The following is a 23,211-nucleotide window of genomic DNA, read 5'->3' as shown; positions in this document are numbered from 1 at the left end:
GGAATCTGATGGGTCGTCAGATCGCAGGCTAGGGGCACCTTCCTGGGACAGCAAGCCTTAAGCGTCCTCAGGAGCGCGGGGCCGTATCAATCGGCGCTCATTTCGCCGCGGCCGCGACCGCCGCTCGCGCCCGCGCCCGGAACGCCTCCAACTTGTCCACCGGCTCACTCAGCTGCCGGCTCCGGCTGCGCACGCTCACGTCGTGCCCGGCGGCAGCCCTCCGCAGCGCCCCCACCGTCGCCTCCTCCCGCGGAACGTGCGAGAACGGATCGAACGAGTACCACCGCATCGCGTTCTCGTGGGTCATCTTCACGACGTCCGCGTCCGGCACCGCGCACTCGGTGAGCACGCCGTGCAACTGCTCCGGCGCGTCCGGCCACAGCGAGTCGCTGTGCGGGTAGTCGCCCTCCCAGCAGATGTTGTCGATCCCGATGTCGTGCCGCAGCTTGACGCCGAGCCGGTCGGTGATGAAGCAGGTCAGGAAGTGCTCCCGGAACACCTCGGACGGCAGCTTCCCGCCGAAGTCCTGGAGGGTCCACGTCGCGTGCATCTCGAAGGTGCGGTCGACGCGCTCCAGGAAATAGGGGATCCACCCGGTGCCGCCCTCGGAGAGCGCGATCCTCAGGTCCGGGTACTCCTTCAGCACCCGGGACCACAGCAGGTCGGCCGCCGCCTGGACGAGGTTGATCGGCTGGAGCGTGATCATCACGTCCGGCGGCGAGTCGACGGACGGGATGGCGAGCCGCCCGGAGGAGCCGATGTGCACCGAGAGCACGGTGCTGGTGTCGCAGGCCGCCTGCCACACCGGGTTCCAGTACGGGTCGTGGAAGCTCGGGTAGCCGAGGGCCGCCGGGTTCTCCGGGAAGGTCATGGAGTGACAGCCCTTGGCCGCGACCCGCCGTATCTCCGCGGCGGTCAGCTCGGCGCTCCAGATGGCCGGCAGCGCCATCGGGATGAAGCGGCCCGGGTACGCCCCGCACCACTCGTCGATGTGCCAGTCGTTGTACGCCCGCACCAGCGCCAGCGAGAAGTCGCTGTCCTCGGTGGCGAACATCCGCGCCGAGAAGCCGGGGAAGGACGGGAAGTTCATCTGGGCGAGGACCCCGCCCGCGTTCATGTCCTTGACGCGCTCGTGCACGTCGTAGCAGCCGGGCCGGATCTCGTCCATGCCCTGCGGATCGAGGCCGTACTCCTCCTTGGGCCGCCCGGCGACCGCGTTGAGCGCGGCGTTGCCCACGGTGTTGTCCCGGAACTGCCAGACATCGCTGCCGTCCTCGCGGTGGACGAGCTTGGGGGCGTCGTCCAGATACCGCTTCGGCAGGTGGTTCACGAAGATGTCCGGCGGCTCGATGATGTGGTCGTCCACGCTGATCAGGATCAGGTCGTCCCGCTTCATGACGGTCCCCTTCGCTCCCGCACCCTGCGACAGAATGCAGATTCCCGCTCTCGCCTTGTGAAAATTACATTCTCCGAGAGAGGGAATCAAGCATTCGGACGGAACGGCTCAGCGGGAGAGCCTGCGGGCGAACAGGTCGAGCAGCGCGGCCCAGTGACGCTCCGTCGCCCGCGACCCGTACATCGCCGTGTCGGCCTGGGTGAAGCCGTGGTGGGCGCCCTCGTAGACCTCACTGCGATGCTCCACGCCCGCCTCCGTGAGCGACTTCTCCAGCCGGGCGATCTGGTCGGCGGGGTTGGTCGCGTCCCGGTCGGCGTGGCCGAAGTACAGCTCGGCGGTGATGTGCCCGGCGAGCAGGTGCGGGCTGTCGGGGGCGTCCGTGGCGAGGTACGCCCCGTGGAAGCCGGCCGCCGCCGCGACCCGCTCCGGGTGGGTGCCCGCGGTGCGCAGGGCGAGACCGGCGCCCATGCAGTAGCCGGTGACGCCGACCGGGCCGTCGGTGGTCAGGGGCGAGGCGGCCAGCCAGTCGAGGTAGTGGGCCGCGTCCCGTACGGCGCCCTCGGGGGTGAGGGTGCGCGCGGCGGGCCCGAGGTTCCGGATGATCTCCGGGCGCTCGGCGGGGTCGATGAACTCGGGCAGCTCGACCACGGGGGCGGGGCCGAAGCGGTAGAAGACGTTGGGCACCAGGACGGTGTAGCCCTCCCCCGCCAGCCGGTCCGCCATCGACTTCAGGTGCGGGCGCAGGCCGAAGGCGTCCATGTAGAGGAGGACGGCGGGGTGCGGGCCGCCGTCGCCGGGGTGGGCGAGGTAGGCGTCGGCGGTGCCGTCCCGGGTGGGGATCTGGATCATCCGGGGTCTCCCGATCAGCTCGCGGTGTCGATCAGTTCCTTGACGCGGGCGGCGGGCACCGGCACCCCGGGCGTCTCGTAAAACCAGCGACCCGCCTCTTCCCGGCTCAGCCCCTCCGGCCGCTCCCCCATGTAGGGCTGCACATAGACCGGGGTGCCCGGCTGGCTGCGCCGGCTGTCCGCGAGGGTGCCGATGTCGACCGCGTCATAGCCGAGGGCGTCGAGGAGCGCGGTCGCCTCGGCCTTCGCCGCCGGGTCGTCACCGGCGACGGGCAGGGCGCTGCGGTCGGGGGCACCGGCCGGGCGGGCGCTGGTGAACAGGCGGTGGAAGTCGATGTTGTTGAACGCCTTCACCACCCGGGCGCCGGTCAGGTGCCGCTGCACCAGCGCACTGGAGGTCAGCTCCCCCGCGTCCAGCTCGGCCAGGTCACCGTCCCGGTCCGGGTAGTAGTTCATCGCGTCGATCACGGTCTTCCCCACCAGGTCGGCGGCGGGCAGATGACCGTACGCCTTCAGCGGTACGGCCACCACGACCAGGTCACCGGCGCGTGCGGCCTCCGCCGGGGTGGCCGCGCGGGCCCGGTCGCCGAGGTCCGCGACGAGCCCGGTGAGCGTCTCGGGGCCGCGGGAGTTGCTCACCACCACGTCCAGTCCGGCGGCGACGGCGAGCCGGGCCACCGCACCGCCGATCATGCCGCCGCCGATGATGCCGAGGGTCTGGGGCACGAGGCACACCTTCCTGAATCCAAGTTCTACTAGTGAAACTGAGTGTCACGCTAGCCACTGAGATCCACTCCTGCAAGGCCGGGCGTTACGATCGGCGGGTGACCGGAGCAGCGCGTACGACCACGAGAGACATCGCCCGAGCGGCCGTGCGGGCACAACTGGCCGGAGTGGCCTTCGAGTTGTTCCGCAGCGAGGGCTTCGACAAGGTCACGCTCGACGACCTGGCGGCCGCCGCCGGGGTCTCGCGCAGCACCTTCCTGCGCTACTTCGGCACCAAGGAGGACGCCGTGCTCGGCGCCTTCGAGGGACAGGACCGGCGGGTCGCCGACGCGCTGCGGGCCCGCCCGGCGGACGAGGACGACTGGCCGGCGCTGCGCCACGCCCTGGACGCGGTCGTCGGCCGCTACCACGAGGACCCGGCCGGCGCCCTCGCCACCACCCGGCTCGTCTACGACACCCCGTCCCTGTGCGCCCGCCACCTGGAGAAACAGCACAGCTGGCGGCCCGCCCTGGCCGAGGCCCTCGCCGACCGCGCCGGCACCGAGGGCCCCCCGACACTCGCCCAGACAGTCCTCGCCGGCGCCGCACTGAACTGCCTGAACGTCGCCCTCGCCCACTGGACCGACTCCGACGGCCGCCTGGACCTGGTGACCCTGCTGGACGAGGCGTTCGCGGCTACGCGGGGCGGGTGACGGTTCTCCAGCGCGGGGTTCCTCGGAACCGGGTTCCTCAGGACTGGGTTACTCAGGGCCGGGACGTCACTTGTTCCAGGTCTCGTCGTACGGGTCGTGCGGCGTCGCGATCGGTTTCGCCACCGTGACCTTGAGATACGGGATCGGGCCGCCGTTGACCGTGTCCTTGGTCCGCTCGGCGGTGTAGGCGCCGGTGACCTGGAGCCAGCCGTCCGGCTTGAGGACCGGTGGGATCTGGCCGGTCAGGCCGACCTTGACCGGCTGGGCGTCCGCGGCACAGCAGTTGAGGGCCATGCGGACCAGGTAGGGCGCGCCGGAGTGGTCCAGGGCGACGAACCCGGTGATGGTGATCTGCCGCCCGGCGAGGCCCTGCCCGTGCTCGTAGACCGCGCGGCTCGCGTAGTCGACGAGGCTGAGCCGCAGGGGCCCGCTCTTCGGGAGCCGCTCGTAGCCGTACGACTGCTGGAGGGCCGTACCGGTGCGCATGGCGCTGTAGGAGCCGAGGGCGGGCGGGGCGACGAGGATCAGGGCGAAGAGGGGGAGGACGAGGAGCCAGGAGACCCGGGGCTCGGGGTGCTCGTGGTCGGAGTGCTCGTGCTCCTTCTTCTTGGACCGCCACTCGTACCAGGCCGTCGCCAGGGCCGTGACGATCAGGACCGCTCCGGCGGCCAGGACCAGCGGGCGCAGGCCCGCCTTGACGTAGCGGAGGTAGAGGTCGGTGAGGCCCGCGTGCAGGAGGGCCACGCCGAGGACGAAGAGGATCGCCGACTGTGCCTGACGGTTCACAGGAGCACCGCCCCGACGAGGACCGAGACCACGATGGCCAGGACGAGGGTGGCGGGGGCGAAGCGCAGGGCGAAGGCGCGGCCGAAGGTACCGGTCTGCATCGCGAACAGCTTGAGGTCGATCATCGGGCCGACGACCAGGAAGGTCAGCCGCGCGGTGAGCGAGAACTGGGTGAGCGAGGCCGCCACGAACGCGTCCGCCTCCGAGCAGATCGACAGCACGACGGCGAGCGCAGCGAGGGCCAGCACGGCGATCACCGGGTTCTCCGCCGCCGTACGCAGCCAGGTCTGCGGGACCACGGCCTTCAGGGTCGCCGCCGCCATCGCGCCGACGACCAGGAAGCCGCCCGCGTGCATCACGTCGTGCCGCACCGAGCCCCAGAAGGCGGCCCCCTTGCCCTGGCCCTCGTACGAGTGCCGGGCCGGTGTCCTCAGCAGGTCGGTGCGGCCGAGGCGCAGCCACAGCCAGCCCATCGCGCAGGCCACCAGCAGGCTCGCGACGAGCCGCGCCACCACCATCTCGGGGTTGCGCGGGAAGGCGATGGCGGTGGCGGTCAGCACGATCGGGTTGATCGCGGGGGCGGAGAGCAGGAAGGCGAGCGCGGCGGCCGGGGTGACCCCCCTGCGCACCAGCGCCCCGGCCACCGGCACCGACGCGCACTCGCAGCCCGGCAGCACCGCGCCCGCGACCCCGGCCACCGGCACCGCGAGCGTGGGGTTCTTGGGCAGCGCGCGGGCGAAGAACGACGGCGGCACGAACACCGCGATCGCCGCCGACAGCAGCACCCCGAGCACCAGGAAGGGCAGCGCCTGTACGAGCACGGCGACGAACACCGTCATCCAGCTCTGCATGACCGGCGCGCCGAGCGCCTCCCGGATCGGGCCCTGCAACAGCACGACCAGGATCATCAACAGGGTCAGGGCGAGCGGGGAGTTGAGCCGCCGCCCGTCCTCCGGGTGCTGCCCGGCCCCGGCCCCGCCGCGCTCCGCTCCGCGGTCCGGCTCCGGGCCGTGCCGCTCGTCGGCGGCCGGCGGGGCTGCTTTGGTGATGGCCACGGGCGAGGTACCTCCGGTGGGCGCTGGGTTCCCTCCCCATCAGTACGGCGGGCAGGGCGTCGTCGTTCACCGCGACGGGATGCGTGTTGGAACCACCTGTCCCGGTGAGGCAGTCTTTTCCCTCGTGAGTGTTCCGAATCAGGGCCCGGGGGCCGCGGGAGACCCGTCGGCGCACATGGTGGTGTGCGGGGACGACGGACTCGCGCACCGGCTGGCCGCCGAACTCAGGGGGGTCTACGGCGAACAGGTCACCCTCGTCGTGCCCGCCTCCGAACGGACCGTGCGGCCCCCCGTGGTCGGCCGGGCCCGGGCCGCGTCCGCGCTGCTCGACCGGGTGGTGAACGCGGCCGTCGGCCTGACCGGCAACGGCAACGGCGCCGCCCCGGCCGGCGGCGAACCCCCGGGCGGGATACGGCTGATGGAGGCCGTCGAGCCCAACGAGACCGCGCTCGCCGAGGCGGGTGTGGAACGGGCCGACGCGCTCGCCCTCGTGTACGACGACGACGAGACCAACATCCGCGCCGCCCTCACCGCCCGCCGGCTCAATCCTCGGCTGCGGCTCGTCCTGCGGCTCTACAACCGGCGCCTGGGCCAGCACATCGAGGAACTCCTCGACCAGGCCGCCGCGTTGGCCTCCGGCGACCCGGGCGGGGCGGGCTTCGACGCCTCCACGACCGTGCTCTCCGACGCCGACACCTCCTCGCCCGCGCTGGCCGCCACCGCGCTCACCGGCACCAGCAAGGTGCTCCAGACCGGCGGCCTGCTGCTGCGCGCGGTCGAACGCCCGCCCGCCCGGGCCGGGGTGGACTCCGCCCCCGGTCTCGCCACCCTCGCCCTGCTCTCCCCGACCGACACCACCGGGCCCGGCGGCGACCAGGGGCCGTCGCTGCTGCCCGACGCGGCGACGGTACGGGACGGAGGCGACCGCGCGACCGTCGTGCTGGAGCAGGTGTCGTACGCCGGGCCGCCGCTGCCCGGCGGGCGAGGCGTGATGCCCTGGTTCGCCTCGCTGTTCTCGCGCCGGCTGCGGTGGTCGCTGGCCGGCATGGTGGGGTGCGTGATCGCGCTGGCCGTCGCGCTCTGGCTGGTGACCGGGATCCACCCACTGCGCGCCTTCTACCTCACGCTGCTCGACCTGTTCGCGATCGACGACCCGGCGATCGGCGAGCCGGTCGGCCGGCAGATCCTCCAACTCCTCTCCGGTCTGGTCGGGTTGCTGCTCCTGCCGGTCCTGCTGGCGGCGGTCCTCGAAGCCCTCGGCACCTTCCGGACCGCGTCCTCGCTGCGCAAACCGCCCCGCGGACTGAGCGGCCACGTCGTGCTCCTCGGCCTCGGCAAGATCGGCACCCGGGTGCTGACCCGGCTGCGCGAACTGAACATCCCCGTGGTCTGCGTCGAGTCCGACCCCGAGGCCCGCGGACTCGCCACGGCCCGGCGGCTGCGGGTGCCGGTGGTGCTCGGTGACGTCACCCAGGAGGGGGTCCTGGAGGCCGCCAAGATCCGCCGGGCGCACGCACTGCTCGCCGTGACCAGCGCGGACACCACGAACCTGGAGGCCGTGCTGTACGCGCGCGCCGTACGCCCCGACCTCCGGGTGGTACTGCGCCTGTACGACGACGACTTCGCGACGGCGGTCTACCGCACCCTGCGGGCGGCCCACCCCCGTGCCTCCACCCGGAGCCGGAGCGTGTCCCACCTGGCGGCGCCCGCCTTCGCCGGGGCGATGATGGGGCGCCAGATCCTGGGGGCGTTCCCGGTCGAGCGGCGGGTGCTGCTGTTCGCCGCGGTCGACGTGGGCGGGCATCCGCAGCTGGAGGGACGGACCGTGGGTGAGGCGTTCCGCGCGGGCTCCTGGCGGGTGCTGGCCCGCGAGGAGTCCGGGGACGCTCCGGGGCTGGCATGGGACCTGCCGGACACGTACGTGCTCCAGGCGACGGACCGGGTGGTACTGGCGGCGACCCGGCGGGGGCTGGCGGAGCTGCTGGGGCGGCGGAGACGGGAGCGGGCGGGGGCGTAGCCGGGTTGTCGTGCGGGGCGCGCGGGGCGGATGCGGGTGGCCGCGGGTGCGGATACGCGTAGCCGCGGGTGCTGGTGCGGGTGCCCACAACGGCCCGCACCCCGACAACTCTCCCCCGCACCCCGACAACCCTCCCCCTTACCCCAAATGCCGCTCCGCGAAGTCCAGTTCCAGCTTCACCTGCTTGATCCGCTCGTCCACCACCAGCGACCCGTGCCCCGCGTCGTAGCGGTACACCTCGTGCACCGCCCCCCGGGACTCCAGCCGCTTCACGTAGTTGTCGATCTGGCGGATCGGGCACCGGGGATCGTTGACCCCCGCCGAGATGTACACCGGCGCCTTGACCTGCTCCACGTAGGTCAGGGGGGACGACGCCTCGAAGCGGTCCGGTACCTCCTCCGGGGTTCCTCCCAGCAGCGTCCGGTCCATCGCCTTCAGCGCCTCCATCTCGTCGTGGTACGCGGTGACGTAGTCGGCCACCGGAACCGCGGCGATGCCCAGCGCCCAGGCGTCCGGCTGGGTGCCCAGGCCGAGCAGGGTGAGGTACCCGCCCCACGAGCCCCCGGTGAGGATCAGCCGGGCCGGATCCGCCAGCCCCGACGAGATCGCCCACTCCCGGACCGCCGCGATGTCCTCCAGCTCGATCAGCCCGACCCGGTGCTTCAGCGCGTCGGTCCAGGCCCGCCCGTATCCCGTGGAGCCCCGGTAGTTGACCCGCACCACCGCGTACCCGTGGTCGACCCAGGCCGCCGGGCCCGCCGCGAACGCGTCGCTGTCGTGCCAGGTCGGCCCGCCGTGGATGTCGAAGACCGTCGGCAACGGCCCCGTCGCCCCCGCCGGCTTCTGCACCAGCGCGTGGATCCGGCCCCCCGGGCCCTCCACCCACACGTCCTCCACCGGCACCGAGCCGGGAGACCTCATCCCCGGCGGGTCGAGGACCACCTCGCCGGTCGTCGAGCGCACCGCCGACGGCGAGGCGGCCGAGGACCACAGGTACTCCACGCTGCCGTCGGGCCGGGCGGTCGCCCCGGAGACCGAGCCGGGCGGGGTCGGCACCTTCTCCAGGCCGCCGCTCGCCAGGTCGTACCGGAAGAGCTCGCTGCGGGCCTCGAAGCTGTGCGCGATGAGCAGTCCCGTGCCGTCCGGGTACCACTCGGCGCCCACGTCACCGGGCAGGTCCAGGGCGAGGTCGGTCTCCGAGCCGGTGGCCACGTCCCACACCAGCGGCTCCCAACGGCCCCGGCGCTGATGGCCGATGAGCAGCCGGGTGTCGCCGTCGACCGGCGCGAAGCCCAGCACCTCCAGGCCCAGCTCCTCGGTGCCGCCCCTGGTGTCGTCGAGCTCGGCGACCGCCGAGCCGTCGGGGCGGACCACGCGCAGCGCGGAGTGCATCGCGTCACCGTGCTCGGTGTGCTCGACCGCGATCAGCGAGCCGTCGTGGGAGAGGTCGCCGACGCCCGCCGACTCGCGGTGCCGGTAGATCTCCACCGGGTCCTCGCCGTCGCGCACCAGGTGGATGGAGGTGCCCTCGTCGTCGGTCGAGCGGCCCACCACCGCCGTACGGCCGTCCCGGGCGAGGGCCACGCCCGCCGGATAGGAGGCGTCGAGACCGGGCGCGGCCAGCTCGTCGGGGCCGCCGTCGAAGGGCTGGCGGCGCCAGACGCCGAACTCGTCGCCGTCCTTGTCGTCGAACCACCACACCCAGGCGCCGTCGGGCGAGAGCACGCCGTCCGTGGTGCCGTTGGGCCGGTCCGTCACCTGACGCTGGTCGCCGGTCGCTCTGTCCCAGGCGTACAGCTCGTACGTCCCCGTGGCGTTGGAGACGAACAGGGAGCGGTCGGGGGCGTCCTCCGCCCAGTCGGGCAGGGACACCCGGGGCGCCCTGAAGCGCTTCTCCCAGTCCGGCATCTCGTCGTTCCGCTCGGCCGCGGCGGACCCGTTGCTCTCAGTCATGACCCCATACTGCCTGCCTTCACAGACAATCCGCAGATGAGGTCCTCAGCCTGTGGAAAACTTCTACCGGCCGCTTACCCGGACCCCTTCCCACCAGGGCGAGAAGCCCGGTCCGGGCCGATTGTCAGTGGCTGGGTGCAGACTCGTGCCCATGACCGATCTGCGCAAGACCGTGGAGAGTTTCTGGGCCCTCGCCGAGGCCCGCGACTGGAGCGCGTTCGCGGACACCCTCGCCGAGGACGTCGTCTACACCCTGCCGCAGACCCGCGAGCGCATCAGCGGCCGGGAGCGGTACGTCGAGTTCAACCGGGAGTACCCGGGCGACTGGCACCTGCGGATCGAGCGCGTGGTCGCCGAGCCGGACCAGGTCGTCACCTGGGCCCACTTCACGGTGGGTCTGGAGGAGATGTACGCCGTCTCGTTCTTCACGGGCGACGGCAGCGGCCGTATATCCACGATCACGGACTTCTGGCCGGAGCCGTACGAACCCCCGGCCGGCCGCGACCACCTCACCGAGAGGTACTGACCCCGCGCCCCGGCGGCCCGGGGCGGCCCCGTACCGTGGGAGTGTGTACCGGTTTCTGCTGACACCCCGCTGGTTTGGCATCAACGTCTTCGTGCTGCTCGCCATCCCGTTCTGCATCTTCATGGGGTCGTGGCAGCTGAGCCGGTTCGAGGACCGGATGGCGGCGAGCCGGGACGCGAAGCAGCAGGTCGCCATCGACGTGCGGGAGGCCGCCCGGCCGCTGGCCGAGCTGCTCCCCGTCGACCAGGCCACCTCCGGCAAGCAGGTCACCGCGACCGGGCGCTACGACAAGCAGCTGCTGGTCCCGGGCCGGCAGCTCGACGACCGCGAGGGCTTCTACGTCCTGACGCTGCTGCGCACCGACGGCGGCAAGGCCCTGCCCGTGGTCCGGGGCTGGCTGCCCGGCACCGCGAGCGCGGCGAAGGCACCGGCCGCGCCGAAGGGCGAGGTCACCGTCACCGGCGCGCTCCAGGCCTCGGAGACCCCGGGGGACAACGGCGTCAGCGCGCAGGGCGGGCTCCCGGCCGGACAGACCTCGGCGATCAGCGCGGCCTCGCTGATCAACCTGGTGCCGTACGGCGTGTACGACGCGTGGGTCACCCTCAACACCGCCGACTCCGGGATGAAGGCGGTCCCGGCGACCGCGCCCGCCGACAGCGGACTGAACCTGAAGGCGTTCCAGAACCTCGGCTACACCGGCGAGTGGTTCGTCTTCGCCGGCTTCGTCGTCTTCATGTGGTTCCGGCTGCTGCGCCGCGAGGTGGAGTTCGCCCGGGACGCGGCACTGGGGATCTTCCCGGACGACGAGGAGCAGGACCGGGAGCGCTCCGAGGAGAAGGCTCCCGTCTAGACCGGCCGGGCGCCCAACCGCACCCGCACCCGCACGGCGTCTCCGACGGCCCGCTCGCGCTCACACCGTCACGACGACGTCAGCACACCCGTCCAGTACACGGTCCCCGCACACGCGTCGGACACGGTCGTCGACACCGAGGGCGTGCCCCCCTCCGCGGTGTTCGTCACGGTCACGCTGCCGTCGGTCGTGCCGTCCTCCGTGACCAGCTGGGTGGAGGTGCCGGTGTCGCCGCCGGACGAGGAGCCCTCGCTGGTGGAGGAGTCCGGGGAGGTCGAGGGGTCGGGGCTGGGGCCGGTCGTGGGGCCCGTGGTGGGACAGGTCCCGTTGGGCACCCAGGCGAACTTCACGTCGTAGGACGAACCCGGCTGGAGCAGCAGCTGGGAGACCTCCAGGGACGGGTCGGGCAGCCCGGCCGCCGCGTCGCCGGAGGTGTGCCGGAGCGTGCTGATCCTGCTGCTGTCGGCCGCGCCCTGGGCGGTCGGGGTGACGGTGCCGGGGCCGTTGACCGTGCAGGCCGCGGTAGAGCCGTTGGTGATGTGGAAGGTGCCGTAGACCGTCCCGGCGGAGTCCGCGACATCGGTGCTCGCGGTGGGCGTGCCGAGCTGGACGGCCGTGCAGGCCGGGGCGCTCGCCGCGGTCGTGGCGGACGGGTCGGTGCCGCTGCTCGCGCCGCTGCCGGCGCCCGCGGTCCTGCCCTTGTCCTCGTCCTTCGACTCGCCCTTGCCCTTGTCCTCGGTCCGGCCCGAGGTGCCGCCGGAGGTGGACTCGCCGCCCTCCGCCTGCTTGCCCTGGCCCGCGCCGCCCTGCATCTGGGAGGCGTGCCCGGCGTTGGAGGTGTTGGCGCTGGTGCCGGTGGAGGACACGTGCACCACCGCGGGGATCGCGGTGCCGATGAAGAGGGCCGCGGCCGCCATGCCGACGACGGCCTGGCGCTTGCGGGCGCGCCGGGCGGGGACCGCCTTGCGCAGATGGTCGAGGGTGCCGTCCCGCGGTTCCATGTCGTGGACCGCCTGGTGCAGCAACCTTCGCAGTGCCAGCTCGTCCGAGTCGAACTCCCCCGTGGAGCTCAGATCGTCGGGGCCGTGATTCACAGTTCCGTTCCCAGCGTGCGATTGCTTCGGCTCTTGCTCGCCGACGTCCGTCGGCTCGTGGCGCCGTCCCTCGGGCTCTCCTGGGCCGCTCATGCCGGCGCCTCCATGGCGACCCGCAGCGCGGCGATGCCCCGGGAACCGTACGCCTTCACGGAGCCCAGCGAGATCCCGAGGGTCTCGGCGACCTGGGCCTCGGTCATGTCGGCGAAGTAGCGCAGGACCAGGACCTCGCGCTGGCGGCGCTGCAGGCCCTTCATCGCCTTGATGAGCGAGTCGCGCTCCAGCTGGTCGTACGCCCCCTCCTCGGCGCTCGCCATGTCGGGCATCGGCTTGGACAGCAGCTTCAGTCCGAGGATGCGCCGACGCAGGGCCGAGCGGGAGAGGTTGACGACGGTCTGGCGCAGATACGCGAGCGTCTTCTCGGGGTCGCGGACGCGCTTGCGGGCCGAGTGGACGCGGATGAACGCCTCCTGGACGACGTCCTCGCAGGAGGCGGTGTCGTCGAGCAGGAGGGCGGCGAGACCGAGCAGCGAGCGGTAGTGCGCGCGGTAGGTCTCGGTCAGGTGGTCGACGGTGGTCCCGGCTGCCGCCGCTTCCTCGGCGCCGTCACGTTGACTGGGTATGCGGGCGGGCCGCGCTGCGGGCATGGGCGCGATCACCGGCATGCCACCGGGCGCCCCGGGCATGCGGGGTCGGAAGTCGAGTACCTGAGCCACGCAAGTTGGACCACCGCACCCCCGTGAGGGTTGTACGCGGCCGTCCATCTTCTCCCAGGCAGCACAACTGACCGTGCGTCAAACGCGCTCATGCCTACCCGCTCTTCCCCTGTGTCCTGAATGGTCGAGGCGTCCCCACGCCTCTTCACGCATCCCCGCGCCCCCTGAAAGGGCGTTCGCAAAGACGCTCCCCGCCCTTCGCGCGGTTGCGGAGAGCGGGGAGGAAAATCTTCGGACGCCGGGACGTCTGGGAGCAAGTGGTACGGACCATTAGCCGCGTCACTCACGACACACAGACAACCCGCCGCACACAGATACTACAAAGTGTTTATTTCAGCTCGGCGGCCACGAGCTCCGCGATCTGCGCGGTGTTCAGCGCCGCGCCCTTGCGCAGGTTGTCCCCGCACACGAAGAGCTCCAGCGCCGTGGGATCGTCCAGCGCCCGCCGGACCCGCCCGACCCAGGTGGGATCGGTGCCGACGACATCGGCGGGGGTGGGGAACTCCCCGGCCGCCGGATCGTCGAAGAGGACCACCCCGGGGGCGGTCGCGAGGATCTCGCGCGCCTTGCGGACGGTGACCTCGCCCTCGAAGCGGGCGTGCACGGTGAGCGAGTGCACGGTGACGACCGGGACCCGGACACAGGTCACGGCGACCGGCAGCGCGGGCAGCCCGAGGATCTTGCGGGTCTCGTCCCGCACCTTCATCTCCTCCGAGGACCACCCGTCCTCCCGCAGCGAACCGGCCCACGGTACGACGTTCAGCGCGACCGGCTCCGGGAACGGCCCGGTGTTGTCGCCGACCGCCCGCCGCACATCACCGGGGTGCGTGCCGAGCTCGGTGCCGGCGACCAGCGCCATCTGCTGCCGGAGCGTCTCGACCCCGGCCCGCCCGGCCCCGCTCACCGCCTGGTACGAGGAGACGACCAGCTCCCGCAGCCCGAACTCGGCGTGCAGCGCGCCCAGGGCGACGATCATCGAGAGGGTCGTGCAGTTGGGGTTGGCGAGGATCCCGCGCGGCCGCATCCGGGCCGTGTGCGGATTGACCTCGGGGACGACGAGGGGCACCTCCGGGTCCATCCGGAAGGCGCCCGAGTTGTCCACGACGACGGCACCGCGCGCGGCGGCGACCGGCGCCCAGCGCTCGGCCACCTCGTCGGGTACGTCGAACATGGCGACGTCGACCCCGTCGAAGGACTCCTCCGACAGGGCCGTCACCTCGACCTCCTCGCCGCGCACGGCCAGCTTGCGGCCGGCCGAGCGCGGGGAGGCGATCAGACGGATCTCACCCCAGATGTCCGCGTGCTGGGACAGGATCTGGAGCATGACCGTGCCGACGGCGCCGGTCGCTCCCACCACGGCGAGCGTGGGCCGCCTCTTAGCGGACATCAGCGCCCGGTGCCTCCGTAGACGACGGCCTCGTCGCTGTCGGAGTCGAGCCCGAAGGCGGAGTGCACGGCGCGGACGGCCTCGGCCACGTCGTCGGCGCGGGTGACGACCGAGATACGGATCTCGGAGGTCGAGATCAGCTCGATGTTCACTCCCGCGTCGGACAGGGCCTTGAAGAAGTCGGCCGTGACACCCGGGTTGGTCTTCATGCCCGCGCCCACGAGCGAGATCTTGCCGATCTGGTCGTCGTAGCGCAGCGAGTCGAAGCCGATGCCGGACCGGTTCTTCTCCAGGGCGTCGATGGCCTTGCGGCCCTCGGCCTTGGGGAGGGTGAAGGAGATGTCCGTCAGCCCGGTGGAGGCGGCGGAGACGTTCTGCACGATCATGTCGATGTTGATCTCGGCGTCCGCGATCGTGCGGAAGATGACCGCGGCCTCACCCGGCTTGTCCGGCACGCCGACGACCGTGATCTTGGCCTCGGAGGTGTCGTGCGCGACACCGGAGATGATGGCCTGCTCCACCTGCTTGTCCCCTTGCTCGATCGGCTCACTGCTGACCCAGGTGCCCTGAAGCCCGCTGAAGCTGGACCGGACGTGGATCGGGATGTTGTAGCGGCGGGCGTACTCCACACAGCGGTGGAGCAGCACCTTCGAACCGGAGGCGGCGAGCTCCAGCATGTCCTCGAAGGAGATCCAGTCGATCTTCTTCGCCTTCTTCACCACCCGCGGGTCGGCGGTGAACACACCGTCGACGTCGGTGTAGATCTCGCACACCTCGGCGTCGAGGGCGGCGGCGAGGGCGACGGCGGTGGTGTCGGAGCCACCGCGCCCGAGCGTGGTGATGTCCTTCTTGTCCTGGCTGACACCCTGGAAACCGGCGACGATGGCGATGTTGCCCTCGTCGAGCGCGGTGCGGATGCGGCCGGGCGTGACGTCGATGATCCGGGCCTTGTTGTGGACGGAGTCGGTGATGACGCCGGCCTGGCTGCCGGTGAAGGACTGGGCCTCGTGGCCCAGGTTTTTGATCGCCATGGCCAGCAGCGCCATGGAGATCCGCTCTCCGGCGGTCAGCAGCATGTCGAACTCACGCCCGGCAGGCATGGGTGACACCTGCTCGGCGAGATCGATCAGCTCGTCCGTCGTGTCGCCCATCGCGGAAACGACGACGACCACCTGGTGGCCGTTCTTCTTCGCTTCGACGATTCGCTTGGCGACGCGCTTGATGCCCTCGGCATCGGCTACGGAGGAGCCTCCGTACTTCTGCACGACAAGGCCCACGTGCGCTCCTCGCTCAGTCCGTGTGTGTCGGCTCAGTTTAACGAGCGCCCGATTTTCACCTCCGCGGTATCGCATCGTGAGATTCGGTCGCCCAGGTCAGCGCATGCCCAACACGGGGGCCCGGGAAAAGTGCACCGCGTCACATCGCCGTATGCGGCGAACGTGAAGACTGTGGATCAACTTTCGGCCATTAAGGTGCGGATGTGCGCGTACTCCTAGTAGAAGACGACGAGCCGGTCGCCCAGTCCCTGAGACGTGGCCTGACCCGCTACGGCTTCGAGGTCGAGTGGGTCTCCACCGGCGGGGCCGCGCTGCGCCACGACGGCCCCTACGACGTCGTACTCCTCGATCTCGGTCTGCCCGACACCGACGGCCTCGACGTCTGCAAGGCGCTGCGCGAGCGCGGGAACGTGCCGATCATCGTGATCAGCGCCCGCAGCGACGAGACGGACCGGGTGGTCGGCCTCGAACTCGGCGCGGACGACTACGTCTCCAAGCCGTTCGGGGTCCGGGAGGTCATCGCGCGGATACGAGCCGTCATGCGGCGCGCGCAGCCCCGCGCCGAAGCCGCCGGGCCCGACCGCTACGGCTCCCGGCTCACCGTCGACCGCAAGGCGGCCCGGGTCCGGCTCGACGGCGAGGAGGTGTCCCTCGCGCCCAAGGAGTACGACCTGCTGGCCTTCCTCACCGAGGAGCCGGGCGCGCTGATGTCGCGCGAGCAGATCATGGAGGCGGTCTGGGACGCGAACTGGTTCGGGCCGACCAAGACGCTGGACGTGCACGTGGCGGCGCTGCGGCGCAAGCTCGCCGGGGCGATCACCATCGAGGCGGTGCGCGGGGTCGGCTTCCGGCTGGAGATCGCCAAGGACGACGGGGCTTCATGAACCGGCAGCTCATCCGGAGCTACATCCTGCTGGTGGCGGTGGCCATCCTGCTGTTCACGGTGCCGGTGGCGTTCACGCTCACCGACCAGCTGCGCGACGACACGGAGTCCTCCGTCAAGCGCGAGGCGATCACCATGGCGCTCCTGCTGGGCAACGGCGACCGGGCCTCGTGCGAGGCGCTGGCCAAGGTGGCCGAGGCGTACGGCAACGTCCAGGCGACCCCGACCGCCAGCTGTGACCCGCGGCTCGAGACCCCCACCGCGGACGCGGCGCTGACCCGGGCCCTGGAGAAGAACGAGGCGACCACCGACTGGGGCTCCCGCTTCGTGTGGGGCAAGCACCTGACGGTCACCGTCCCCGCCGAGGGCGACGCGGCCGTACGGATCGTCTACTCGACCTCCGACATGACCACCCGGCTCTGGCAGATCTGGGGCTTCCGGGCCGGCCTCGCCGTGCTGGTGCTCGCCGCGGCCGCCGCGATCGGCGCCTACGCGGCCCGCCGGATCACCGCGCCCCTGCGCGAACTGAACGCGATGGCCAGCAAGTTCAGCGACGGCGACCTCACCGCCCGCTCCCCCGTGACCGGCCCCCCGGAGACGCAGACGCTCGCCCGCACCCTGAACCAGGGCGCGGAACGCCTGGACACGCTGGTCGCCTCGCAGCGGATCTTCGTGGCGGACGCGTCCCATCAGCTCCGTACCCCGCTCACCGCGCTCAGGCTGTCCCTGGACAACATCGCGGACGGCGTGGACGACGAGTTCGTACGGGAGGACGTGGAGCAGGCGACCGCCGAGGTGGTCCGGATGAGCCGGCTGGTCAACGGGCTGCTGGTGCTGGCGCGGGCCGAGGCGAAGGTGACGGCGGCCGAGCCGCTGTCGCTGCGGGAGATCGTCGCGGAACGGCTGACGGTGTGGAGGCCGGCCGCCGACGAGCGCGGAGTCACCATCGCGCTCATAGGGGGGAGTGTCGACGGCCGGCTGCTGGTGCTGGCCAGCCCCGGCCATCTGGACCAGGTGCTGGACAACGTGCTCTCGAACGCCCTGGAGGTCTCGCCGGACGGCGGGAGGATCACGGTCCGGGCGGAGTCACGGGCGGATGCGGTGGTGCTGTCGGTGCTGGACGAGGGTCCCGGCATGTCGGACGCCGAGAAGTCCCGTGCCTTCGACCGCTTCTGGCGCGGTCAGGGCCTGACCGGGCGCTCCGGCTCCGGCCTCGGCCTCGCCGTCGTCAAGCAGCTGGTGACCGACGACGGCGGAACCGTGACTCTGGCGGACGCGCCCCGGGGCGGCCTCAAGGTGGAGATCAGCCTTCGGGCATCGCCGAGGAGTGGTGGTTGACGATCTTCCACTGGCCGTTCTTCTGCTTCTCGTACTCGTACGTGTAGCGGGCCTCGACGACACGCTTGTCACCGGTCTTCGGGTCGGTCAGCGTGAACTTGTAGACGCCGGTGTCGATGGCGGAGTTGCTGTCCAGGACGTTGACGATCGTGGTGACCTTCTTGCCGACCGGCTTGTTCTGCAGGAAGTGCTCGAAGTAGTCGACGATCTGGGCGTGGTTCGTGCGGATCTTGTTGGAGACCGTGGGCAGCAGGACCGCGTCCTTGGCGTACAGGTTGGCGACCTTCTTCGGGTCGCCGGTCTGAAGGGCCGCGTTCCAGTTGTCGAAGAGGTGCGCGATCTGCTTCTTGCTCGGCTTCTTCGCGGGCTCGGTCCCGGCGGTGGCGGCGACGGTGCCGATGGTCCCGACGGCCACGAGGGCCGTTGCCGTGACGACGGCTGCGCGCTTGGTTATGGAACGACGGGTCATCGCTGTCTCCAGTGCGGTGAGAGGTGGTGCTGTGAAGTGACTCCAGCCTCTCTTCGCACCGGTTAGGGCCCGTGCAGCCGGGATACAGGGCAGAGACAGCAAACGCCCAACTCACGCCGGGTGACGGACCGGTCGCTGTCCGCGCAGCAGGCCGACCCCGGCGCCCACGGACACCACGCCCATGCCCACGGCGGTCATCACACCCTGCGCCCCGTCCACGACGAAGGGCGCGGCAGCGGCGACGACCAGGTTGAACAGGAAGAGGAACCAGAGGACGGGCTTGGAGGAGAGCAGGGACTTCATGGTCGTTTCCTTCGCTGGGGGGCTTCCGGGGGGTTTGCTCCCGGGGGCTTCGCTTGCGAGATCAACGATCCCGTCCCGGAAGGCCCGCAACGAGGGGGCGCTCTCCCGAACCGGGGGTGTAGTGGGGTACACCATGGACTGTGGCGGGAGACGTGCTGCTGGCCGGAATCGTGCTGCTCGGGTCCTCCGTGCAGTGGCTCACCGGCATGGGGTTCGCCCTGGTCGCCGTGCCCGCACTGGTGCTGCTGCTGGGCCCGGCCGAGGGGGTCGTGCTCGCCAACTGCGCGTCGGGGGCGATCTGTTGCGCCGGTCTGGCCGGCGGTCTGCGCCAGGTGCGGCTCACCGCGATGGTCCCGCTGTGCGCGGCGGCGGCCTGCACGGTCCCGGCGGGCACCTGGCTGACCCGGCAACTCCCGGAATCCTGGCTGATGTTGACGATGGGCGCCCTGGTGACGGGGGCGGTCCTGCTGGTCCTGCGCGGCGCCCGGGCGACCGCCCTGCACGGCACGAAGGGTGCCGTGGCCGCGGGCGCGGTGGGCGGCTTCATGAACTCGGCGGCCGGCGTCGGCGGCCCGCCCATGTCCCTCTACGCCCTCAACGCGGGCTGGACGGTACGGGAGTTCGTCCCCAACGCCATGTTCTACGGCGTCGTCGTGAACGCCTTCTCGGTGGCCTCGAACGGCCTGCCCACGCTGACCGGGACCCAGTGGGCCCTGGTCGCCGCGGCGATGACGGCGGGCGCCCTGGCCGGCCGAGCGCTCGCCTCCCGCATCCCGGAGAAACAGGCCCGCCTGCTCGTCCTGCTGCTCGCCCTGACCGGAGGGATCACGGCCGTCGGCAAGGGCCTGTGGGCCCTGTGATCAGACACGCCCGCCGGGCCGAGCAGGGCGTGGAGCGTCACCGCCGGTCCGGCCACGGCTCCCCCGGCCACGCCCGCCGCGCAGAGCCCGATTCCCGTCCACGGCAACGCCTTCGCCCCACTCGGGAGTCAGCGTGCCGGTGGGCCGCCGTCCGCGTCGGGCCGGGGCGCCGGGTTGCGCTCGGGCGGTCCGGGGCGCAGGACGTGCTTGCCGTCGGTGGGGTGGGGCGTACGGCGGCGGCGCGGGACGTAGCCCGGCGGGCACGGGGAGTCGCTCGGGGGTTCGGGGGCTCCGCCCGGAGGCGGTGCCGCGAGGGCAGCGCCTCCGGTGTGTTCGCGGGAGCCGATCCGGACGCACTCCACGTCCGGGTCGGTGGTGCTGGGCAGGACGTCCGGCGGGACGTGCCCGGACTCCTCCGGGCCGTCCGCCGGGTCTCCCGCGCCCGTCACGGGCATGAGGAGTTCCTTCCGCTGCCGCCCCACCACTGGTACGACTGCCAGCTGCCGGTGTTGGAGAAGTGCCCCTCGACGGTGTAGCAGTTGGGGTGGGACGCCCAGGTGGAGCCCGAGTAGCCGGTCATCGTGCCGGCCGTGTCGGACTGGTACAGCAGGTTGTTCATGTAGGCGCAGTACCCGAACCCTTCGTAGGGCCAGTGCCCGCTGCCCATGTCGGTCTGGGTGGTGGCCGGGTCGGAGCCGCTGTCGACGACCTCCCCGAACCAGGCGACGGCCGAGCCCTGGTCGCGCAGCCCGGTGGTGGCGTACAGGCTCGCCGGGTAGTAGCCGATCCAGCTGCCGTTGACCATCACCCACCAGTTCCCCTGCCACAGCTGCACCTTGAGCGCCATCTGGTACTGCGTGCCGCCGAACGAGCTGAGCGGACTGGAGAGCGCGCCGGGGTGGACCGTACCGCTGTACTGCACCCAGCCCTTCACGTTCTCGTTGTAGCCGCCCTTGAAGTCACCGCTCTGGGTGTAGCCGTTGGTCGTGTAGAAGGTGAACAGGTGCGGGACCCAGTCGCCGTACAGGTCCTTGTAGGTCTGGTGGCCGACCTCCAGGGTCTGGAAGCCGGTGCCGCTGCCGCGGGAGAGGGAGAGCTGGCCGAGGGCGAACTCGTCGCTGCGCTCCACGTAGGTGTTCCAGGCGTTGATGTTGCCGGAGGTGCCGTAGCAGGTCACGCTCTGGCTGCTGTAGCCGTACTTGTGGACGGTGGCCGCCGCCGCGACGGTCTCGCGCCCGGAGCCGGGCGGACCGACGAGCCGGCTGGTGGGGCCCTTGGACAGCCAGTCGTTGAGGGTGCCCGTCGGCCGGATCGTCTCGACCGGCAGCCGCACCAGCGGCACGGTGCCGCGCGGGCCGCGGTCGGCGGCCTCGTCCTCCAGCTCGAAGTGCACCGGCTCGGCGGGGAATTCGCCCTTCTCCGCCTCGAACGGCCGGTTCTCCCCGGGTGGTTCGGCGATACGGCCGTCCGCGACCTGGGACTCGACCGGCACCCAGTCGAGGTGGATGCCGCCCTTGGTCACGGTGCTGGTGACGACGTCCCGTCGGGCGTAACGGTCCGTCAGATACTGGTGGATCTCCTCCAGTCGGCGCGCCGACTCGGCCTCCGGCAGCGGCTGCGCGACGGGCCGGTCGGGGCGGTTCGCGATGTCGGTGTACTCGCTCGGATTGCGTTCGACGGCTCCTGTGGCCATGGTCCTGGTCCCCCAATCCCGGGACGGCCGCGGGACGCGGGTCCCGGACAGACGACGCCCGCGGCGGCCCGGAGGTCCCGGGCGCGTGCGGCGGCGTGGCGGTCACGCTAGACCCGGGCCCGGGGCCGGGCAGGCGCGGAATCGGCCATTGCTCGGAGCGGGCTCCCGGGGCACGGGGGACACGGGAGGGGTTCCGGGCCAGGGGTCGACGGCAGGGGTCCGGACCGCCGGTCCCGGTCGGCGGCCGGGCCCGACCCGGTCATGGACGCCGTACGCGAGCCGTCCGGGCGCCCATGACCCGGGGGCCCGTGACCCGGGCGCCGAGCGCACGCGCGTAGGCCCGTACGGTCTCCAGGTCGTGGATCTCGCCGCCCTCGATCTGCGAGATCCACGTCGGGAAGAGAGCTGCGGCGTCGGCGGCCTGACCCCGGGTCAGGCCCTGTTCCTCGCGGACCTCGCGCAGCCGGTGTCCCAGGGCGTACGCCTGCGGGGCGGACAGCGCGCCCCGGCCGCCGGACCGGATCACACCCGGCCGCCGAACAGCGCGACGAGCCCGTGGTCCAGCTCCGCGCCCACGGTCTCCTCGCCCGGTGCGATCACCGTCCAGGTGCGGGCCAGGAAGCGGTACAGGTCGGCGGTGGTGAAGCGGAGCACGGCCGTGCCCTGCGGCGAGTGGAACTCGACGTAGGTGAGGTCCTGGCCGGCCGGGCGGACCCGGACCGTGCCGATGCCGGCGGGGGCGCGCAGCCCGTCGCCCAGCAGCACCCGGGCGAAGGTCCAGGTGGTGGCCTCGCCGTCGACCGTGACATGGCGCGGGAAGTCGATGTGCACGGCCAGCGGGTCGGCGGAGGTGTAGCGCAGGGTCGCGGGGATCGCGATCTCCTGGCCGGTGGCCGTGACCAGACGGGCGCCTGTCGGCTGCTGGAGGGTGACGTGCATGAGGGGCTCCGAATCGGGCGGGGGCACGGGCCGGGTGTGGCCGTCGTGGTGAGAGACCACGGAAGGGGCCCGTGCATTACGCCGTTACGGAAACCTGTTCATATGACGCCCGTCACATCGGTCCGAGAGCCGTCACGTGGAGGGGCGCAGCCCCAGCGGACCCGCGATCTCCTCCACCATCACCTTGCCCGCCTCGAACTCCAGCGTCTCGTCGCCCATGGCCTGGTCGGTGTCGAGGCCGTCCAGCTCCGCCAGGGGCTGGTTGAGGCGGACGTGCGCCACCACCGACTGGAGGGCGCGCAGGGTCGCGGAGGCCGTGGAGCCCCAGTTGGAGAAGTAGGAGAACTGCCACCACCACAGGGCCTCCGTGGTGCGGCCGGCCCGGTAGTGGGCCATGCCGTGGCGCAGGTCGGTGATGACGTCGGCGAGGTCGTCGGAGATCCGGGCCGGCACCGGGGCCTTGCGGGGCTCGTAGGGGTCGAAGACCTCGGAGTAGACGTCGATCGGCTCCAGGATGCGCGCGAGGTTCTCGCGCAGCTCGTCCACGTCCGCCTCCGGGCCCAGGTCGGGCTCGTAGCGCTCGTCGGGGACGATGTCCTCGTGGGCGCCGAGGCGGCCGCCGGCCAGCATCAGCTGGGAGACCTCAAGGAGCAGGAAAGGGACGGCCGAGTCGGGCTCGTCGCCCTTCGCCACCTCCATGGTGGCCACCAGGAAGCTCTCGACCTGGTCGGCGATCTGGACCGCGAAGTCGTCGGGGTCCTGGGCGGTCGCGTGCAGTGTGGCGTCAGACATCTAGGAGTCGTCTCCCCTCGAAGGCGCGGCCGAGGGTCACCTCGTCCGCGTATTCCAGGTCGCCACCCACCGGGAGGCCGCTGGCCAGGCGGGTGACCTTGAGGCCCATGGGCTTGATCATGCGGGCGAGGTACGTCGCCGTGGCCTCGCCCTCCAGGTTCGGGTCGGTGGCCAGGATCAGCTCCGTGACCGTCCCGTCGGCCAACCGCGCGAGAAGTTCTCGTATCCGCAGGTCGTCCGGACCGACACCCTCGATCGGGCTGATCGCGCCGCCGAGGACGTGGTACTTGCCCCGGAACTCACGGGTGCGCTCGATCGCGACCACGTCCTTGGGCTCCTCCACCACACAGATGACGGAGGGGTCGCGGCGCGGATCGCGGCAGATGTTGCACAGCTCTTCCTGGGCGACATTGCCGCAGGTCGCGCAGAACCGGACCTTCGCCTTGACCTCCATCAGGCACTGCGCGAGCCGCCGTACGTCCGTCGGCTCCGCCTGGAGGATGTGGAAGGCGATCCGCTGGGCGCTCTTGGGACCGACGCCGGGCAGCCGCCCCAGTTCGTCGATGAGGTCCTGGACCACGCCTTCGTACAACGGACTGCCGTCCTTCCTG

Annotated in this window: 25 protein-coding genes; 7 read left to right on the top strand and 18 right to left on the bottom strand. The window is 71.7% G+C overall.

Going from position 1 to position 23,211, the window contains the following annotated elements:
* Positions 1-97: 97 nt before the first annotated feature.
* The 3 genes from G3I78_RS15885 to G3I78_RS15875 all read right to left on the bottom strand — a co-directional run bounded on the left by G3I78_RS15885 (position 98) and on the right by G3I78_RS15875 (position 2,970).
* On the bottom strand, positions 98-1,396 hold the full coding sequence (locus G3I78_RS15885) for an amidohydrolase family protein (RefSeq protein ID WP_164424804.1): 1,299 nt from the start codon (positions 1,394-1,396) through the stop codon (positions 98-100).
* A gap of 108 nt (positions 1,397-1,504) precedes the next feature.
* Complete coding sequence (locus G3I78_RS15880) at positions 1,505-2,245, bottom strand: dienelactone hydrolase family protein (RefSeq protein WP_164424802.1); 741 nt, start codon at positions 2,243-2,245, stop codon at positions 1,505-1,507.
* Between the two features lie 14 nt (positions 2,246-2,259).
* A complete protein-coding gene (locus tag G3I78_RS15875; protein ID WP_164424801.1) occupies positions 2,260-2,970 on the bottom strand; it encodes an NAD(P)-binding domain-containing protein in 711 nt (236 codons plus the stop codon).
* Positions 2,971-3,068: 98 nt separating this feature from the next.
* Here G3I78_RS15875 and G3I78_RS15870 point away from each other — a divergent pair, with 98 nt between their 5' ends.
* The gene (locus G3I78_RS15870; protein WP_343243768.1) at positions 3,069-3,662 is read left to right on the top strand and encodes a TetR family transcriptional regulator; all 594 of its coding nucleotides are present in this window, start codon (positions 3,069-3,071) and stop codon (positions 3,660-3,662) included.
* A 66-nt stretch (positions 3,663-3,728) separates the two neighbouring features.
* On the opposite strand, the gene G3I78_RS15865 is transcribed toward G3I78_RS15870, so the two are convergent.
* Both G3I78_RS15865 and G3I78_RS15860 read right to left on the bottom strand, forming a co-directional pair.
* Complete coding sequence (locus G3I78_RS15865) at positions 3,729-4,448, bottom strand: TIGR03943 family protein (RefSeq protein ID WP_164424799.1); 720 nt, start codon at positions 4,446-4,448, stop codon at positions 3,729-3,731.
* On the bottom strand, positions 4,445-5,503 hold the full coding sequence (locus G3I78_RS15860; RefSeq protein WP_164424797.1) for a permease: 1,059 nt from the start codon (positions 5,501-5,503) through the stop codon (positions 4,445-4,447). Before G3I78_RS15860 ends, G3I78_RS15865 begins: the two co-directional genes overlap by 4 nt.
* A 175-nt stretch (positions 5,504-5,678) precedes the next feature.
* Here G3I78_RS15860 and G3I78_RS15855 point away from each other — a divergent pair, with 175 nt between their 5' ends.
* Positions 5,679-7,520: an NAD-binding protein gene (locus tag G3I78_RS15855; RefSeq protein WP_164425308.1), complete on the top strand. Its 1,842-nt coding sequence runs from the start codon at positions 5,679-5,681 to the stop codon at positions 7,518-7,520.
* A gap of 138 nt (positions 7,521-7,658) precedes the next feature.
* On the opposite strand, the gene G3I78_RS15850 is transcribed toward G3I78_RS15855, so the two are convergent.
* A complete protein-coding gene (locus tag G3I78_RS15850) occupies positions 7,659-9,473 on the bottom strand; it encodes a prolyl oligopeptidase family serine peptidase (protein WP_164424796.1) in 1,815 nt (604 codons plus the stop codon).
* A gap of 151 nt (positions 9,474-9,624) precedes the next feature.
* On the opposite strand from G3I78_RS15850, the gene G3I78_RS15845 reads away from it, so the two are divergent.
* Together G3I78_RS15845 and G3I78_RS15840 are read left to right on the top strand one after the other, a co-directional pair.
* Positions 9,625-9,999, top strand: a complete 375-nt coding sequence (locus G3I78_RS15845) for a nuclear transport factor 2 family protein (RefSeq protein WP_164424794.1) — start codon at positions 9,625-9,627, stop codon at positions 9,997-9,999.
* Positions 10,000-10,042: 43 nt separating this feature from the next.
* Positions 10,043-10,849 carry an SURF1 family protein gene (locus G3I78_RS15840; protein WP_164424792.1) on the top strand — a complete coding sequence of 269 codons (807 nt, stop codon included), beginning with the start codon at positions 10,043-10,045 and terminating at the stop codon, positions 10,847-10,849.
* A 68-nt stretch (positions 10,850-10,917) separates the two neighbouring features.
* Here the strand turns inward: G3I78_RS15840 and G3I78_RS15835 are convergent, their stop codons facing one another.
* From G3I78_RS15835 to G3I78_RS15820, 4 genes are all read right to left on the bottom strand, one after another.
* The gene (locus tag G3I78_RS15835) at positions 10,918-11,943 is read right to left on the bottom strand and encodes a hypothetical protein (protein WP_164424791.1); all 1,026 of its coding nucleotides are present in this window, start codon (positions 11,941-11,943) and stop codon (positions 10,918-10,920) included.
* Positions 11,944-12,032: 89 nt separating this feature from the next.
* Entirely contained in the window at positions 12,033-12,629 is a 597-nt protein-coding gene (locus G3I78_RS15830; RefSeq protein ID WP_164424789.1) for a SigE family RNA polymerase sigma factor, read from the bottom strand.
* Between the two features lie 358 nt (positions 12,630-12,987).
* Positions 12,988-14,046 carry an aspartate-semialdehyde dehydrogenase gene (locus G3I78_RS15825; RefSeq protein ID WP_164424787.1) on the bottom strand — a complete coding sequence of 353 codons (1,059 nt, stop codon included), beginning with the start codon at positions 14,044-14,046 and terminating at the stop codon, positions 12,988-12,990.
* Positions 14,046-15,323, bottom strand: coding sequence for an aspartate kinase (locus tag G3I78_RS15820; RefSeq protein WP_164424786.1), 1,278 nt, complete (start codon positions 15,321-15,323; stop codon positions 14,046-14,048). The genes G3I78_RS15825 and G3I78_RS15820 overlap by 1 nt, the downstream gene beginning before the upstream one ends.
* A 203-nt stretch (positions 15,324-15,526) precedes the next feature.
* Here G3I78_RS15820 and G3I78_RS15815 point away from each other — a divergent pair, with 203 nt between their 5' ends.
* Both G3I78_RS15815 and G3I78_RS15810 read left to right on the top strand, forming a co-directional pair.
* Positions 15,527-16,207: a response regulator transcription factor gene (locus G3I78_RS15815; RefSeq protein ID WP_164424784.1), complete on the top strand. Its 681-nt coding sequence runs from the start codon at positions 15,527-15,529 to the stop codon at positions 16,205-16,207.
* On the top strand, positions 16,204-17,544 hold the full coding sequence (locus G3I78_RS15810; protein WP_164424783.1) for a HAMP domain-containing sensor histidine kinase: 1,341 nt from the start codon (positions 16,204-16,206) through the stop codon (positions 17,542-17,544). The genes G3I78_RS15815 and G3I78_RS15810 overlap by 4 nt, the downstream gene beginning before the upstream one ends.
* On the opposite strand, the gene G3I78_RS15805 is transcribed toward G3I78_RS15810, so the two are convergent.
* Complete coding sequence (locus G3I78_RS15805) at positions 17,510-18,013, bottom strand: SgcJ/EcaC family oxidoreductase (protein ID WP_164424781.1); 504 nt, start codon at positions 18,011-18,013, stop codon at positions 17,510-17,512. The genes G3I78_RS15810 and G3I78_RS15805 overlap by 35 nt on opposite strands.
* A gap of 111 nt (positions 18,014-18,124) precedes the next feature.
* On the bottom strand, positions 18,125-18,316 hold the full coding sequence (locus G3I78_RS15800; protein ID WP_164424779.1) for a hypothetical protein: 192 nt from the start codon (positions 18,314-18,316) through the stop codon (positions 18,125-18,127).
* 140 nt (positions 18,317-18,456) lie between these two features.
* Here G3I78_RS15800 and G3I78_RS15795 point away from each other — a divergent pair, with 140 nt between their 5' ends.
* Positions 18,457-19,176 (top strand): sulfite exporter TauE/SafE family protein, encoded by a 720-nt coding sequence (locus G3I78_RS15795; RefSeq protein ID WP_343243767.1) that lies wholly within the window; start codon positions 18,457-18,459, stop codon positions 19,174-19,176.
* Between the two features lie 128 nt (positions 19,177-19,304).
* Here the strand turns inward: G3I78_RS15795 and G3I78_RS15790 are convergent, their stop codons facing one another.
* The 6 genes from G3I78_RS15790 to recR all read right to left on the bottom strand — a co-directional run bounded on the left by G3I78_RS15790 (position 19,305) and on the right by recR (position 23,192).
* Positions 19,305-19,631: a hypothetical protein gene (locus tag G3I78_RS15790; protein ID WP_164424777.1), complete on the bottom strand. Its 327-nt coding sequence runs from the start codon at positions 19,629-19,631 to the stop codon at positions 19,305-19,307.
* The gene (locus tag G3I78_RS15785; protein WP_164424775.1) at positions 19,622-20,869 is read right to left on the bottom strand and encodes a neprosin family prolyl endopeptidase; all 1,248 of its coding nucleotides are present in this window, start codon (positions 20,867-20,869) and stop codon (positions 19,622-19,624) included. The genes G3I78_RS15790 and G3I78_RS15785 overlap by 10 nt, the downstream gene beginning before the upstream one ends.
* 259 nt (positions 20,870-21,128) lie before the next feature.
* Positions 21,129-21,395 (bottom strand): helix-turn-helix transcriptional regulator, encoded by a 267-nt coding sequence (locus G3I78_RS15780; RefSeq protein ID WP_164424773.1) that lies wholly within the window; start codon positions 21,393-21,395, stop codon positions 21,129-21,131.
* Positions 21,392-21,808, bottom strand: coding sequence for an SsgA family sporulation/cell division regulator (locus tag G3I78_RS15775; protein WP_164424771.1), 417 nt, complete (start codon positions 21,806-21,808; stop codon positions 21,392-21,394). The genes G3I78_RS15780 and G3I78_RS15775 overlap by 4 nt, the downstream gene beginning before the upstream one ends.
* Before the next feature lie 132 nt (positions 21,809-21,940).
* The gene (locus G3I78_RS15770; RefSeq protein ID WP_164424769.1) at positions 21,941-22,600 is read right to left on the bottom strand and encodes a DUF5063 domain-containing protein; all 660 of its coding nucleotides are present in this window, start codon (positions 22,598-22,600) and stop codon (positions 21,941-21,943) included.
* Positions 22,593-23,192, bottom strand: coding sequence for a recombination mediator RecR (gene recR / locus G3I78_RS15765; protein ID WP_164424767.1), 600 nt, complete (start codon positions 23,190-23,192; stop codon positions 22,593-22,595). The genes G3I78_RS15770 and recR overlap by 8 nt, the downstream gene beginning before the upstream one ends.
* Positions 23,193-23,211 lie beyond the last annotated feature (19 nt).

Origin of the sequence: Streptomyces sp. SID13726, from assembly GCF_010548375.1 — a bacterium.
Lineage (GTDB): Bacteria > Actinomycetota > Actinomycetes > Streptomycetales > Streptomycetaceae > Streptomyces.
This window is presented reverse-complemented; position numbering and strand designations above follow the sequence as displayed.